Source organism: Bradyrhizobium sp. Y36, assembly GCF_002531575.1.
In the GTDB taxonomy this organism is placed as follows: domain Bacteria; phylum Pseudomonadota; class Alphaproteobacteria; order Rhizobiales; family Xanthobacteraceae; genus Bradyrhizobium.
This window is the reverse complement of record NZ_NWTI01000001.1, coordinates 620,673-635,377: the sequence shown is the minus strand read 5'-3', so window position 1 is coordinate 635,377 and position 14,705 is coordinate 620,673. Positions and strand designations below refer to the sequence as shown.

Genomic DNA, 14,705 nt, shown 5'->3' with positions numbered 1-14,705 from the left:
GCCAGTTTCGCAATCGCCCGCGACATCCCAGATTGAGGGCAACATCAGGAGCACGCCATGACTGATCTTAGCCCCCTGTCCTCACTCTCGTCCGCCCTCGCGGACCTTGTGGCGCGCGCCGCGCCCGCTGTCGTCTCCGTGCATTCGCATCGCTCCCGCGCGACCGGCTTTGCCTGGAAAAGCGGCCTGATCGTCACCGCCGACGAGGCGCTGGCCGACGAGGGCGAGGTCGAGCTCGGCTTGCCCGACGGCAGCAGGTCCGCCGCCACGATCGTGGGCCGCGACCACACCACCGATATCGCGCTGCTGCGCGCCGACGTCGCGACGGCCCCGGTCAAGCTCGCCGCGACCGTCCCGCCGCTGGGCGCATTGGCGATCGTGATCGCCACCAATCGCGAGACGCCGAGCGCGGCACTGGGGATGGTGTCGGCGTCCGGCCAGGGCTGGCGCTCCCTGCGCGGCGGCGAGATCGATGCGCGGATCGAGCTCGATGTGCGCCTGCGTGCCGCCCAGCAGGGCGGCCTTGCACTCGATGCATCCGGCGATGCCTTCGGCATGGCCGTGCTCGGCCCGCGGCGCGTGCTGGTGATCCCGACCGCGACGATCGAGCGCGTCGCAGCGCAGCTCGAGACGCGCGGCCGCATCGCGCGCGGCTATCTCGGCCTCGGGCTGCAGCCGGTGCGGCTCGACGACGGCGTCGGCGCGATGGTGATGAATGTCGACAAGGCCGGGCCCTCGGCCGCGGCCGGCATCCGCCAGGGCGACGTGATCGTCGCGGTCAACGACCAGAAGCTCTCCGGCGTGCGCGCGCTGTCGAGAACGCTGGGTCCTGCAAGCGTCGGCGCGGTGGTCGACGTGGCGGTGCGCCGCGGCGGCGAGCCGGTCAGCTTCAAGGTCACGGTCGGCGAGAGGCCGGAGGCGTGAGCGCGGACAACACACCGGACATCGTGCTGTCGCTGGAGGTCGACGATCCCGCGCTGGCCGATCGCCTGGCGGCCCTGCTCGGCAATATCGCCGGGCTGCGACTTGCTAGTCCCGGCGAGCAGGCCGCCGCGACGATCGTCGCGCGCGATCCGCGCGTCATGCCCGACGACATCGCGCTGACCCAGCGCGAGCTCGACGTGCTGGCGCTGATGGCCGAGGGCGCCTCCAACAAGATGATCGCGCGCCGGCTCGGCATCTCCGTGCACACCGTCAAATTCCATGTCGGCTCGCTGCTCGACAAGCTCGACGCCACCGGTCGCACCGACGCGGTGGCGCATGCCGCGCGCCGCGGCGTGATCGAGCTATGATGAAGCGGGGAAGCTGAGCTCGACGGTCAGGCCGGGTGCATTGTCACGCAGCGCGATCTCGGCGCCATGAAGGCGTGCCACCGCGGCGACCAGGCTGAGGCCGAGACCATTGCCCGGCGTGTAGCGGCTCTGCTCGAGCCGGTAGAAGCGCTTGAAGACGTGATCGCGCTGCTCGGGCGGAATGCCGGGACCGTCGTCGGTGATCGCGATCACCGCACCGCCGCCGATGCCGCGGCAGGTCACGGTCACCTGCCCGCCCTTGCAGCCGTGCTTGATCGCATTGTCGACGAGATTGGCGATGGCATCGAACAGCAGGTCGCGGTCGCCCGTGATCGGCACCTCGCGGGCGCCGGCGAGGCTGAGGCGGGTCGCGACCTCTTCGGCGGCGGCGTCGTAGAGCTCGACCACCTCGCCGGCGATTTCGGTCAGGTTCAGCGCGCGGAAGGCGCCGGTGCGGGCGCGGGTCTCGATCTCCGAGATCCGCGTGATCGAGGCGAACATGCCGAGCACGGCATCGAGATCGGCGATGGTGTCGCCGATCAGCGCGGCATCGGCCTCGCTGTTGCGGGGTGCGTGATAGGCCTTCTCCAGCCGGCCGCGCATCCGCGTCAGCGGCGTGCGCAGATCGTGGGCGACGTTGTCGCTGACCTGCTTGACCTCGCCCATCAGCGTCTCGATGCGGTCGAGCATCTGGTTGAGGTTCTCGGCGACGCGGTCCCACTCGTCGTTGCTGCCGCGCAAGGGGATGCGCTGGTCGAGGCCGGACAGCATGATGGCGCGGCTGGTGGCGTTGATCTGCTCGATCCGCCCCACCGTGCGCCGCGTCACCAGCACGGCCGCGAGGCCCGCGAGCACCAGCAGCAGCACGGCGACCGCGGCCATTGCGAGTTCGATCGTGCCGGTGAAGCCATCGTGATCGACAACGGTGCCGAGCCGGCTCTCCACATAGGCCAGCGTGCCGAAATAGACATAGGCCATGATCGCCGAGACGATCAGGCCGAAGGCCGCGATCGCGATCAACGCCAGGCGGAAGGTCGAGGAGCGGAGCGTCTTAGCCAGGAGCACGGAGGCAATATCCGATGCCGCGGATGGTGTGGATCAACGGATAGGCCTGGGCATCGTCAACCTTGCGGCGGACGCGACCGACATAGACGTCGATGATGTTGGTGGAGGGATCGAAATGCAGGTCCCAGACGTGCTGGAGCAGCATCGCGCGGGAGACGACGCGGCCCTCGTTGCGGACGAGATATTCGAGCAGCTGAAACTCGCGCGGCAGCAGCGGGATCTTGCGGCCGCGGCGGCTGGCGTTGCGCGCGATCAGGTCGATGGCGAGATCGCCGACCCGCAGCAGCGTCTCCTTGGCGATGGTCTCGCTGCGGCGGCCGAGCGCCTCCAGGCGCGCCAGCAGCTCGGTGAACGAAAACGGCTTGACCAGATAATCGTCGCCGCCGGCACGCAAGCCGCGCACGCGGTCGTCGACCTCGCCGAGCGCGGAAATGATCAGGAACGGCGCGGCGACGCCCTCGTCGCGCAACTGCCGCATCACGCTGATGCCGTCGATGTCGGGCAGCATGCGGTCGATCGTGATCACGGCATAGTCGCGCGCGGCGCCGTGGCTCAGGGCTTCACGACCGCTCGCTGCGAGATCGACGTCGTAGCCGGAGGTCGTCAATTCCTCCACGAGCTGGCCTGCGGTTTCCGGATCGTCCTCGACGACCAGGATGCGACGGTGACCTCCGGTCATGCAAAACTCCGCGCGACGATCGCCACCAGACTATCCCGTTCCGGGGCTGGACGGAACTGCCCGGTGGCGACCGCGACAATGGTGCGGTACGGCGATGCGTCTACCAATAGTCTCCGCACACATTGACCCATTGCCATCCATAGGGCGTCCAGCTCCTGCGCCAGCAGCCGTCGTTGTAGCCGGCGTAGAAATAGGGCGCGCCGAACACGGCGAAACGGCGGAAATGATGATGATGGAAGGCGCCGTGATGGCCGTGCCAGCTTGCGCCGGCGAAGCGCGGCCCGATCGCGGCATGCGCGAAGCGAGCGCCCCCGAAGGCGGGGCCACCGACATGGGCGAAGCGCGCGCCGCCCATCCCGCCGACGTGCATGCCGCTAAAGCCGCCGGCGCGCATCCCGCCGCCACCGAAATGACCACCGCCACCGAAATGGCCACCGCCGCCAAAGCCGCCGCCACGGGCAAGCGCGGGTGAAGCGAGCGCCATCATCGCTGCGAGCGCGGCCGCGGTGACGCCCTTGAGAAGCCAGTTGTTCATCGAAGCATCCTCCTCGTGCGGCGGTCGTCCCGCCGCGCAAGGAGGATCAGATGAGAGGGACGCACCTTCAACTTACAAACACGCCAGATTCTGACGCGGGTGTTAGGGAGGACTCCGCTCCCTCACTCCCTCTCCCCGTTCTCACGGGGAGAGGGTGGGGTGAGGGGCTGCTTCCGCGAATTCAATTTGAGTCGATGAGTGGCGCAAGGAGTCGGACAGACCGTTGATTTGGTCGCCCTCGTGCCCTGCCCCTCACCCGGATCGCTGACGCGATCCGACCTCTCCCCGCAGAAGGGCGGGGAGAGGTTAAGAATCACACCCTCTTCCCGCCGCTCTTCTCGGCCGCGCGGCGCAGCGCTTCGGCAAGCGCGCCACCGCCGCCGGACGACGAGTCCTGCTTGCGCGGAGCCGACGACGTCATGCGGGCCGGGTTGCGCTGGTTGTTGTCGCGCTGCATGCCCGGAGCATCCTTCTTGGCGCCGACCTCGTCGTCGAGCCGCAGGGTCAGCGAGATGCGCTTGCGGGCAACCTCGAAGTCCAGCACCTTCACCTTGACGATGTCGCCGGGCTTCACCACCTCGCGCGGGTCCTTGATGTAGTTCCTGGACATCGCCGAGATGTGCACGAGGCCGTCCTGGTGCACGCCGATGTCGACGAAGGCGCCGAAGGCGGCGACGTTGGTCACGGTGCCCTCGAGGATCATGCCCTTCTGCAGATGCTTGATCTCCTCGACGCCCTCCTTGAACACGGCGGCCTTGAACGCAGGGCGCGGGTCGCGGCCGGGCTTTTCCAATTCCTTCAAGATGTCGGTGACGGTCGGCAGACCGAAGGTCTCGTCGACGAAATCCTTCGGCTTCAAGGTGCGCACGATCTCGCTGGAGCCGATCAACGCCTTGATGTCGCTCTTGGTCGCCGCGAGGATGCGGCGCACCACCGGATAGGCTTCCGGATGCACGCCGGAGGCGTCGAGCGGGTCCTCGCCGCCGAGGATGCGCAAAAAGCCCGCGCACTGCTCGAACGCCTTCGGCCCCAAGCGCGGCACGTCCTTCAGCGCCTTGCGCGACTTGAACGGGCCGTTGGCGTCACGGTGCGCGACGATGCTCTGCGCCAGACCCGAGCCGACGCCCGACACGCGCGCGAGCAGCGGTGCCGAGGCGGTGTTGACGTCGACGCCGACCGCGTTCACGCAGTCTTCGACCACGGCATCGAGCGACTTTGCGAGCTTGGCCTGGCCGAGATCGTGCTGATACTGGCCGACGCCGATCGCCTTGGGCTCGATCTTGACGAGCTCAGCGAGCGGATCCTGTAGGCGGCGGGCGATCGACACGGCGCCGCGCAGGGTGACGTCGAGGCCGGGCAGTTCCTCCGAGGCGAAGGCCGAGGCCGAATAGACCGACGCGCCGGCTTCGGACACGACGATCTTGGACATCTTCAGCTCGGCGAGGCCCTTGACCAGCTCGGTCGCGAGCTTGTCGGTCTCGCGCGAGGCGGTGCCGTTGCCGATCGCGATCAGCTCGACCTTGTGCTTCATCGCGAGGCGGCCGAGCGTTGCGAGCGACTCGTTCCATTGCCGCTGCGGCTCGTGCGGATAAATCGCGGTGGTGTCGACCACCTTGCCGGTGGCGTCGATCACCGCGACCTTGACGCCGGTGCGGTAGCCGGGATCGAGACCCATGGTGACGCGGGTGCCGGCCGGCGCCGCCAGCAGGAGGTCGCGCAAATTGGAGGCGAACACGCGCACGGCCTCGGTCTCGGCCGCATTCCACAGCCGCATGCGCAGGTCGATGTTCAGATGCACCTGGATCTTGGTGCGCCAGGCCCAGCGCACGGTGTCGACCAGCCAGCGGTCGCCGGGGCGCTTGAGGTCGGCGATGCCGAACCGCTTCATGATCTTCAGCTCATAGGCGCCCGGCACGCCGGCGGGCGGCGCTTCCTCGGCCTGGATCTGCAGGTCGAGGATCTCTTCCTTCTCGCCGCGGAACATCGCGAGGATGCGGTGCGAGGGCAATTTCGTCAGCGGCTCGGAGAAATCGAAATAGTCGGCGAATTTCTCGCCCTCGGTCTTCTTGCCCTCGCGCACCTTGGAGGCCATGCGCGCATTGGTCCACACGTCCTCGCGCAACGCACCAATCAAATCGGCGTCCTCGTCGAAGCGCTCGACCAGAATGGCGCGGGCGCCATCGAGCGCGGCAGCGGCATCGGCGACACCCTTCTCGGCATTGATGAAGGCTTCCGCCACCACCTTCGGGTCGTTGCCGGGTTCGGCCATCAGCTGGTTGGCGAGCGGCTCGAGGCCGGCTTCCTTGGCGACCTCCGCCTTGGTGCGGCGCTTTGGCTTGAACGGCAGATAAATGTCTTCCAGGCGCGCCTTGCTGTCGGCCGCCATGATCGAGGCCTCCAGCGCGGCATCGAGCTTGCCCTGCTCGCGGACTGATTCGAGGATGGCCTTGCGGCGGTCTTCAAGCTCACGCAGGTAGACCAGGCGCTCCTCAAGGGTGCGCAATTGCGCGTCGTCGAGCGCACCGGTCGCTTCCTTGCGGTAGCGGGCGATGAAGGGAACCGTGGCGCCGCCATCGAGCAGCGTCACCGCCGCCTCGACCTGCTCCGCCCGTACCCCAAGCTCCTGCGCAATTTTCTGGTTGATATTTGCCACGCGAGATTTCCTCTATCCAAGCCCGCTATGCGGTGGCGAACCACCAGCCACGGGACGCCGCTTATGGACCAACCCGGGTTGATTCATCAAGGTGCGGCGGAGCATCGTCGACAGAGGATTTTTTGTCGAGATGATGCGATCTCGCCACATTCGTGGGGAGGACACGCGGGTTCGTGCGGAGAATTTGGCGCCCACGCTCTCTCCCCGACATTGCGAGCGCAGGCGATGACAGCGAGTGTTTGCGGCAGACGCGGTGCCGTAGGGTGGGCCAAGGCGCACTTGCGCCGTGCCCACGATCTCTCTCCATAAGCAACAAGAGCGTGGGCACGCTGCGCTTTGCCCACCCTACGAGATCGGAGGTTGTGACTCGCAGACATGCCTTCTCCTCCTCGCGGCACTTGCGCCCGAGTTTTGCTCTCGTCTTCGCGCCCTCGACAGAAAGGGCGCAGGGAAGGCCGGGTGCCGGCTGGCACCCGCAAGACTCCCGTGCAAGAGTGATGCACACGCAAGGCACAGGAACGTACAGGGCAGCCAGACATCCGGCCTTCCCTGCGCGATGTTTGACGGCGTATGGCGCGCTCTCCCCGGAGACGAATTCCTGCTTGCCTCCGTCACCTCGCGGATTGACGGCGCGCTTTGCCCGGTCGGGCTCGGCGCACCTCCGCAAGGCTTGGCTGTAGCAACGACAGCCAGGACCACGCGCTTTGGCCGTACGCTTCAGCGCCGCTCGTCCGCACGAAGCCAGGACCTCACGGGGTTCATCCCGCCCTGCTCCCGCCTCTCGTGCACGGCGCCGTCTGCGTCCACCGCTCCCCGATCCGCGGCTCGTTGCGACGTACGACCGCCCCTTATCCCGGATCAGGATGGCCGACACATACGCCGAAACCGAATTTCGGTAAAGCGGAATATATTTACGGACGTCGATTGACCCAGCGCTGGCGTGTTTTGACCGTCGGGCAACGCAAGGGGTTGTGGCCAGCCTCGTAGCCTTGTAGCCCGGGTGAGCGGAAGCGGCACCCGGGATCGGCTCGGCAAGAACGAAGGTCCCATATCTCGCTCCGCTCATCCGGCCTACGATCGAAACATCCGGGGCCGCCTCCCGACCCCTCCGCCCCGCGCAACCCTGCCCTTCGTGCCGGCTCAGTTGATTCAGGCGGTCCCTTGCGAAAAAGGTGGCGCCGCGATCTGAGGGGATTTGACTTCATGACTTTGCCGATGAGCTGGACTGAATGGGCGCAGCACGATGGCGTCGCGCTGGCGGGACGCGTCCGCAAGGGCGAGCTGACCGCGAAGGAGCTCGCGCGCCAAGCCGCCGCCGGCGTCGCCAAGGTCAATCCGGCGCTGTCGGGCGTGGTCGAGCTGTTCGAGGACGTGATCGCCGACCCCGCCAAGGACGGCGCCAACCTCGCAGGTCCCTTCGCCGGCCTGCCCTTCCTGATGAAGGATCTCGGGCCGACCATGAAGGGCCGGCTGCAGGAGATGGGCTCGCTGTTGATGCGCGGCAACCGCGCGGCGGCCGATACCTTCCTCACCGGCAAGTTCCGCCAGGCGGGGCTCAATCTGATCGGACGCACCACGACGCCGGAATTCGGCGTGTGCTCGTCGGCCGACAATCCCGCCGTCTACGTCACGCGCAATCCCTGGAATACCGATTACACCACCTGTGGCTCGTCGGCGGGCAGCGCGGCGATGGTCGCCGCCGGCGTGGTGCCGATCGCGCATGCCACCGACGGCGGCGGCTCGATCCGCATTCCCGCCGGCGTCAACGGCAATATCGGATTGAAGGTCTCGCGCGGCGTGTTCTCGCTCGCGCCCCACATGTCCGACCTCACCGGCCTCGTCTCGATCCAGGGTTGCCAGTCGCGCAGCGTGCGCGACACCGCCGCCTTCGTCGATCACGCCCGCGGGCCGGCACCCGGCGAATTCATGCCGTTCTGGACCACGGCGCAGCCTTATTCGGAGATGATCAAGCGCGATCCGGGCAAGCTGCGCGTCGCGTTGTCCCACACCTGGGGCGACTACACCGCGACGCCTGAGCTCGCAGCCGAGCTGGAGAAGACCGGCCGCTTCCTCGAAGGCCTCGGCCATCACGTCGACTACGCGCTGCCCGAGCTCGATTTCCGCGCCGCCTTCGAGGCACAGACGATGTGCTACATCTCGAACTTCGCAGTGGTGATCTCCAACATGCTCGCCGCGCGCGGGCTCACGAGCCCGCCGGAAGATTTGATCGAGCCCATGAACATCCGGATCTGGGAAGCCGGCCGCCACACCACCTTTGCCGAGCGCGCGAAGATGCAGGGCGTGTTCAACACCACCTCGCGCGGTTTCGGCGCCTTCTTCGAGCAGTGGGACGTGATCCTGACGCCGATCACCGCGCTGCCGACGCCGAAGGTCGGCACGAGGGAATATCTCACCATCTCCGACAATCCCGACGTGCTCGACTGGTTCGGCAATCTCTGGCGCTTCTTCGCCTTCACGCCGCTCGCCAATCTCTGCGGCATGCCGGCGATCTCGATGCCGATGGCGAGCCAGGACCACGGCCTGCCGCTCGGCATCCAGGCCATCGCCAAGCAGGCCAATGACGGCCTCCTGCTGCAACTCGCCGCCCAGATCGAGCGCGCGCTCGACGGCAAGTGGAACGGCGGCGCTACCGCGAAGGTGCATGTGACCAAGGCGTGAGCCGCCGCCTCCTCCTCTAGCCCTTGTCCTTGGCTCTCGCTTGCGCGATGGCCTTGTCCACGCGCCAGCGCGAGATGTCTTGCTCGGCGAGGAAGCGCACCGCGGGGCTTCGCGTCTCCGGGAACAGGGCGACAAGTGCATCGGCGCCGGTCACGGCGGGATTGCCGATCTGCTGGGCATGCATCGCGGCCCGGCGGTCGACGCGCTGGAATGCAGGGGTAGGCGCCGCAGTCCCGGTCTCGACCACAATGCGAGCGAGCTCCTTGTCGAGATAGTCGGTCAAGCTTTGCCTGAGCGCGCCGAGATCGGCGTTGCAGGCCTGCAGGAGCGGCGCGGCATCCCCGTCTTCGGTCAACGCCAGCAGAAGGTGTTCCAGCGTTGCAAACTGATGCTGGCGCCGGTCGGCAAGATCGAGCGCCCGGCGGCGCGTGGCAATATAAGCCGGAGCGGATGGACGAGACGACACGTCGAGCAAGGCATCGATCTTCTGAAGCCGCGTCACGGGATCGAGAATTGCCAGCAGCTCGTACTTGTCCTTGACCGATAGCTTCATCCGCGTCGCCATCGTATCGGCGATTTGTCCGTTGTCGCGCATCTGGTCGAGAAGCAACCAAACGTCCGGCATGAGCAGGCCGTGGGCCGCTGCGTAATCCTCGAAGAGCCGGATCGTCCGGCGGACCAGGTCGGGCGCGTCTGCAGACTCGCTCTCGGGCAATTCGAAGGCCTCGGACCGGTAGCCGCCGCTCGTCGCTGCGAAACTGCGCAGCCCGACGCGGCGGGCTCCGCGCGTCAGCACCCTGATCGAGCCGTCGGAGAGCCGTTCGAGCTCGACCAATTGAGCGAGCAAACCGACCTCGTAGACGTCGGCAAATTGCGGTTCATCGACGGCTGCGTCGCGCTGAATCGCACAGACGATCTCCCGTGGGCCCTCGAACGCATGGTTGAGGGCGAGCACGGTATTCTCGCGTCCGACGAACAGCGGAAAACTAGCGCCTGGAAACGGCACGAAATCGCGCAACGGGACCGCCGGATAGACCGCGGTCGAACTCTTCAGCCTGACGATCGGTGCACTTGCCTCGCGGCGCCCGTTTTGAAGCATTGCCGACAGCGTGTTCCAGTCGGCAACGCCGAACATTCTCGACACCAACTCGAGGCTTTCGCTGTGACTGATGGTGACGGCTTTGGTGGTCAGGGATTCGCGCAGGGTCTGCGCCATAGCCTTGGCATCGCGAAAATCGCGCATCGGTTCGTCCTCTGCATGAGCGATCCAGGTGTGTCAGGCGGTTGCGTTGCTGACCCGGTCGCTCGGGCAAAGGGGGGCCGATGAAGGCTCGATACGTTCACCATTCCACAGAGGGTGCAACCGGCAGGTCGTATCAACCTGCACGGAAGGTGGCGCAAAGATAAATCGCTGTCAATTGCGATCTCAATTCTTCACCGCCGGAATCTCCTCCGCCACCGGCTGCTTCTGACCCTGCTGGTACATCGCCAGCGCCTTGTCGAGGGCTTCGCGCAACGCCAGCGCGGCGGCGACGCTGCAGCGCAGATGCGCGGTCTGGACCACGTCGACCCGGACGGCGGCGCCGACCGGCATCAGCAAGTTCGCGGCGAGCTCGATCTGGATCGCGCCGTTGTGATGGCCGAAGCAGGAAGCGCCATCGAAATAGATGATCGGCGCCCGCTCCGAGCTGGAGCTCGAAATGATGACGGGCCCCTGATTGGCGGCGGGCGTTTCGGGGTCGGCCATGGGCGCTCCTTGCAGTTCGGCGTACGAAGCGCCCACCATCGGCGCTTCGGCCTGCTCTGTCGAGGCCAAACCGGCCCGCGCGGGACCATCCGGGGTTTTGCGCGGCGCCCGACTGGTCTAGAACCGTCTCATGAACACCATCCCGACCACGCTGCCGTTCGAGGAACTCGCCGAGGCGATCAAGGGCCGCCGCTCCGATTACGGCCATATCAGCGGGCTCCAGCTCGACCGCTTCGCGCCCGCCGAGGCCTGGTCCAGCCTGCCCTACCGGCCCGTCTTCGTCGGAGACACCGAGACCGGCGTGCTACATGGCGGCGTCGTCACCGCGATGCTGGACGAGAGCTGCGGCATGGCGGTGCAGCTGGCGCTCGACGGCACGCGCGCGATCGCGACTCTCGACTTGCGCATCGACTACCAGAAGCCGGCGACGCCCGGCCTCGACATCAAGGCGCATTCGGTCTGCTACCGCACCACGCGCTCGATCGCCTTCGTGCGCTCCACCGCCTATCAGGAATCCGAGGACGATCCGGTCGCGACCGCGACCGCCTGCTTCATGATCGGCGCCAACCGCACCAACATGCTGGCCGACCGCCGGATGGATGCACGCAGCATCCCGGTGCTGGAGGCGCCGGAGGATCCGGATGGGCCGTTCGCACGCAGCCCGTTCGCGCGCGCGCTCGGCATCCGGGTCAACGACGACGGCACGCTGACGATGCCGTTCTCGCCGCAAATCATCGGCAACCCGATCCTGCCCGCGATCCACGGCGGCATGACCGGCGCCTTCCTGGAGACCACGGCCGTCATCGGCGTCGCGCGCGAGCTCGGCACCGCCGCGCCGCCCAAGCCGATCGGACTCACCGTCAACTATTTGCGTTCAGGCCGCGCGCTCGACACCTTCGCCAACGTCTCGATCGTGAAGCAGGGCCGGCGCATCGTCGCCTTCGAGGCGCGCGCCTGGCAGGACGATGCGGCCAAGCCGATTGCCACCGCCTTCGGCCATTTCATGCTGCGCCCGACGCCGGGAAGTGACGAGGAATAGGCGCATTTTGACTTGACGGCCGCGGTTCCGGCCACAACGATAGCGCGTTCCCGCGAGAGGTATTGGATTGCGGCATCCGCTCGACATCGTCGCCATGTTCGCCGCGCTCTGGCTGCTGGCCTCGATGATGCTCGACGCATTGACGCCGAAGGAGCTGACGGCGGTCATGATCGCCGTCGCGATCGGCCCCGCGATCGTCATCACCGCCGTGTTCTATTACCTGCGCTGTCCGCGAACCGACTTCGCGGTGATCTTCGCAGCGCTCTGGCTGATCTCGGACATCGCGATCGCCTTCGTCTCACCGACGCAGCTGCCGCATTTCCTGATCGCGCTCGGCTTCGTGCCGGCGTTGGTGATCGGCAGCGTGCTGCACTGGCAGCGCTTCCAGCGCCGCCACGAGCAACTGCCCGCGCCATCGGCGAAGCGCAGCTAGAGCGCGATGAGATCAGGACGAATCGTCATCGCGCCATAGCTTGTCGCTTGCGCATGATCTTCTCGGAAAACCGCTTCGCACTTTTCCGGATCATGCTTTAGCGCGGCAAGAGATTCGTCTTCGCAAGGTCCAGCACCTCGTCGCCGCGGCCGTTCATCACCGCGCGCAGCACCCAGAGGCTGAAGCCCTTGACCTGCTCGGCGGTGATGGTCGGCGGCATCGACAGCTCCTGCTTGGCGGTGACGACGTCGAGCAATGCCGGACCGTCATGGGCGAGCATCTCCTTGACCGCACCGGGCAGCTCGCCGGGGTCCTCGACGCGCTTGGCGAAGATGCCCATCGCGCGCGCCATCGCCGCGAAGTCGGGATTGTTCAGGTCGACATTGGTGTCGACGAAGCCCGCGGCCTTCATCTCCAGCGCGACGAAGCCGAGCACGCCGTTGTTGAAGACGACCACCTTCACAGGCAGCTTCTCCTGCGTCAGCGTGATGAGATCGCCCATCAGCATGGTGAAGCCGCCGTCGCCGGACAGCGAGATCACCTGGCGGCCGGGCTGGGCAGCCTGCGCGCCGATCGCCTGCGGCATCGCGTTGGCCATCGAGCCGTGCACGAAGGAGCCGATCAGCCGGCGGCGGCCGTTCATGCCGAGATAGCGCGCGGCCCACACCGTGGGCGTGCCGACATCGGCGGTGAAGACCGCATCGTCGCTGGCATGATCGCTGATGACCTTGGCGAGATATTGCGGATGGATCGGTTTGCTGCCGGGCGTGCCCTTCGCCAGCGAGTCCAGGCCCTCGCGCGCCTTCCTGTAATGCGCGACGGCGTCGTCGAGATGGTTGCGCTGCGTCTTCGCTTTCAGGAGCGGCAACAGCGCCTCGATGGTCAGCTTGACGTCGCCGACGAGGCCGAGATCGATCTTGGCGCGCCGTCCGAGATTTTCAGGGCGGATGTCGATCTGTGCGATCTTCGCATCGACAGGGAAGAACTGCTTGTAGGGAAAGTCGGTGCCGAGCATCACCAGCGTGTCGCAGGCGTGCATGGCGGCATAGCCCGAGGAGAAGCCGATGAAGCCGGTCATGCCGACGTCGTAGGGGTTGTCGTATTCGACATGCTCCTTGCCGCCGAGCGCATGCACGATCGGGCTCTTCAGCGTCTCGGCGAGCTGCATCAGGGGCGTGTGCGCGCCGGCGCAGCCGCGGCCGCAGAACAGGGTGATCCGCTCGGCGCCGTTGAGGAGATCGGCCAGCGCCTGCAGCTCGCCGGCCTGCGGCAGCACCCTCGGCGCCGCCACGTTGAGGCCGCGCGTCGTCGACAGTGCGCGCTTCGGCGGGCTGCGGAAGGCGACGTCACCGGGCATGGCGACGACGGCGACGCCGCGCAGGCCCACCGCGGCGCGGATCGCGTTCTCCAGCACGAAGGGAAGCTGGCTCGGATCGGAGACCAGCTCGCAATAATGGCTGCATTCGCGGAACAGGTTCTGCGGATGGGTCTCCTGGAAATAGCCGCCGCCGATCTCCGCGGTCGGGATCTGCGCGGCGATCGCCAGCACGGGGACGCGGCTGCGATGCGCGTCGAACAGGCCGTTGATCAGATGCAGGTTGCCGGGGCCGCAGGAGCCGGCGCACACCGCTAGGCTGCCGGTCATCTCGGCTTCGCCGGCGGCTGCGAAGGCGGCGACCTCCTCGTGGCGGACATGGACCCATTCGATCGTGCCGCGGCGGCGCAGCGCCTCGGTCAGGGCGTTCAGGCTGTCGCCGACGATGCCGTAGATGCGCTTGACGCCGGCCTGTTCGAGCGTTTCCACGAACAGATCGGCCACGTTGTTGATCGCCATGTCGGTCTCCTGCTGCGCCGGTCACACACTACACGATGCATAGACGTCGGCATCGCGGCAATATGAGGTACAATGGGCGATACGGCGTTCACGGCTTGTTTATGAGCGGCTCAGTCTTTCGCAATCGCCCGATCGTAGGCCGTGACGGTCGCCTTCGCGCGGCCGGCGACATCGGCGGCGCTCATGCCGGGCTTGTAGAGGCTGGAGCCGAGCCCGAACGCGGTGACGCCGCCCTTGATGTACTCGGCAAAGTTCTGATCGGAGACGCCGCCGACCGCGGCGATCATCACGCCGGCCGGCAGCACGGCGCGGATCGCGGCAATGCCGGAGGCGCCGAGCACACTCGCGGGAAAGAATTTCAGGCCCGATGCGCCGGATCGCGCGGCGAGCAGCGCCTCGGTCGGCGAGAACACGCCGGGCAACGTGACCATGGCGTATTGATGCGCACGCACGAGCACCTGCGTATCCACATTCGGCGAGACCATCAGCTTGCCGCCGACGTCATTGAGACGATCGACATCCGCCGTGGTCAGCACCGTGCCGGCGCCGATCAGCACGCCTGAGGGCGCGAGCTTGACGGCCGTTGCGATGGAGCGGAACGGATCGGGCGAGTTGAGGGGAATCTCGATCGCGGTCATGCCGGCCTCGATCAGGACGCCGACGATGGCCTCGGCCTCCTCGGGCTTGACGCCGCGCAGGATCGCGACCAGCGGACGCTTCATCGGCGGAAAGGCAACGCTCATCGCAAG

13 protein-coding genes are annotated in these 14,705 nt (G+C 66.9%); 5 read left to right on the top strand and 8 right to left on the bottom strand.

The features are described 5' to 3' along the window. The first annotated feature begins 57 nt into the window (after window positions 1–57). Both CO669_RS03075 and CO669_RS03070 read left to right on the top strand, forming a co-directional pair. Window positions 58–924, top strand: coding sequence for a S1C family serine protease (locus tag CO669_RS03075; RefSeq protein ID WP_097657692.1), 867 nt, complete (start codon window positions 58–60; stop codon window positions 922–924). Then, a complete protein-coding gene (locus CO669_RS03070) occupies window positions 921–1,292 on the top strand; it encodes a response regulator transcription factor (RefSeq protein ID WP_097657691.1) in 372 nt (123 codons plus the stop codon). Before CO669_RS03075 ends, CO669_RS03070 begins: the two co-directional genes overlap by 4 nt. On the opposite strand, the gene CO669_RS03065 is transcribed toward CO669_RS03070, so the two are convergent. The 4 genes from CO669_RS03065 to CO669_RS03050 all read right to left on the bottom strand — a co-directional run bounded on the left by CO669_RS03065 (window position 1,287) and on the right by CO669_RS03050 (window position 6,224). Next, window positions 1,287–2,357 (bottom strand): sensor histidine kinase, encoded by a 1,071-nt coding sequence (locus CO669_RS03065; RefSeq protein WP_097657690.1) that lies wholly within the window; start codon window positions 2,355–2,357, stop codon window positions 1,287–1,289. The genes CO669_RS03070 and CO669_RS03065 overlap by 6 nt on opposite strands. Further along, on the bottom strand, window positions 2,344–3,036 hold the full coding sequence (locus CO669_RS03060; protein ID WP_097657689.1) for a response regulator transcription factor: 693 nt from the start codon (window positions 3,034–3,036) through the stop codon (window positions 2,344–2,346). The genes CO669_RS03065 and CO669_RS03060 overlap by 14 nt, the downstream gene beginning before the upstream one ends. Window positions 3,037–3,136: 100 nt before the next feature. Continuing rightward, window positions 3,137–3,571 (bottom strand): hypothetical protein, encoded by a 435-nt coding sequence (locus CO669_RS03055; RefSeq protein WP_097657688.1) that lies wholly within the window; start codon window positions 3,569–3,571, stop codon window positions 3,137–3,139. Between the two features lie 313 nt (window positions 3,572–3,884). Next, complete coding sequence (locus tag CO669_RS03050; RefSeq protein ID WP_097657687.1) at window positions 3,885–6,224, bottom strand: Tex family protein; 2,340 nt, start codon at window positions 6,222–6,224, stop codon at window positions 3,885–3,887. A gap of 1,203 nt (window positions 6,225–7,427) precedes the next feature. On the opposite strand from CO669_RS03050, the gene CO669_RS03045 reads away from it, so the two are divergent. Continuing rightward, entirely contained in the window at window positions 7,428–8,903 is a 1,476-nt protein-coding gene (locus tag CO669_RS03045) for an amidase (RefSeq protein ID WP_198963788.1), read from the top strand. A 16-nt stretch (window positions 8,904–8,919) separates the two neighbouring features. Here CO669_RS03045 and CO669_RS03040 read toward each other — a convergent pair whose 3' ends face one another. Together CO669_RS03040 and CO669_RS35855 are read right to left on the bottom strand one after the other, a co-directional pair. Beyond that, entirely contained in the window at window positions 8,920–10,146 is a 1,227-nt protein-coding gene (locus CO669_RS03040; protein ID WP_097657685.1) for an LON peptidase substrate-binding domain-containing protein, read from the bottom strand. 183 nt (window positions 10,147–10,329) lie between these two features. Beyond that, on the bottom strand, window positions 10,330–10,650 hold the full coding sequence (locus CO669_RS35855; RefSeq protein WP_198963787.1) for a hypothetical protein: 321 nt from the start codon (window positions 10,648–10,650) through the stop codon (window positions 10,330–10,332). 130 nt (window positions 10,651–10,780) lie between these two features. On the opposite strand from CO669_RS35855, the gene CO669_RS03030 reads away from it, so the two are divergent. Together CO669_RS03030 and CO669_RS03025 are read left to right on the top strand one after the other, a co-directional pair. Next, window positions 10,781–11,689 carry a PaaI family thioesterase gene (locus CO669_RS03030; protein WP_097657684.1) on the top strand — a complete coding sequence of 303 codons (909 nt, stop codon included), beginning with the start codon at window positions 10,781–10,783 and terminating at the stop codon, window positions 11,687–11,689. A 67-nt stretch (window positions 11,690–11,756) separates the two neighbouring features. Then, on the top strand, window positions 11,757–12,122 hold the full coding sequence (locus CO669_RS03025; RefSeq protein ID WP_198963786.1) for a hypothetical protein: 366 nt from the start codon (window positions 11,757–11,759) through the stop codon (window positions 12,120–12,122). Between the two features lie 97 nt (window positions 12,123–12,219). Here CO669_RS03025 and poxB read toward each other — a convergent pair whose 3' ends face one another. Beyond that, entirely contained in the window at window positions 12,220–13,956 is a 1,737-nt protein-coding gene (gene poxB, locus CO669_RS03020; protein ID WP_097657683.1) for a ubiquinone-dependent pyruvate dehydrogenase, read from the bottom strand. A gap of 110 nt (window positions 13,957–14,066) precedes the next feature. Further along, window positions 14,067–14,699 carry a 2-dehydro-3-deoxy-6-phosphogalactonate aldolase gene (locus CO669_RS03015; RefSeq protein ID WP_097657682.1) on the bottom strand — a complete coding sequence of 211 codons (633 nt, stop codon included), beginning with the start codon at window positions 14,697–14,699 and terminating at the stop codon, window positions 14,067–14,069. Window positions 14,700–14,705 lie beyond the last annotated feature (6 nt).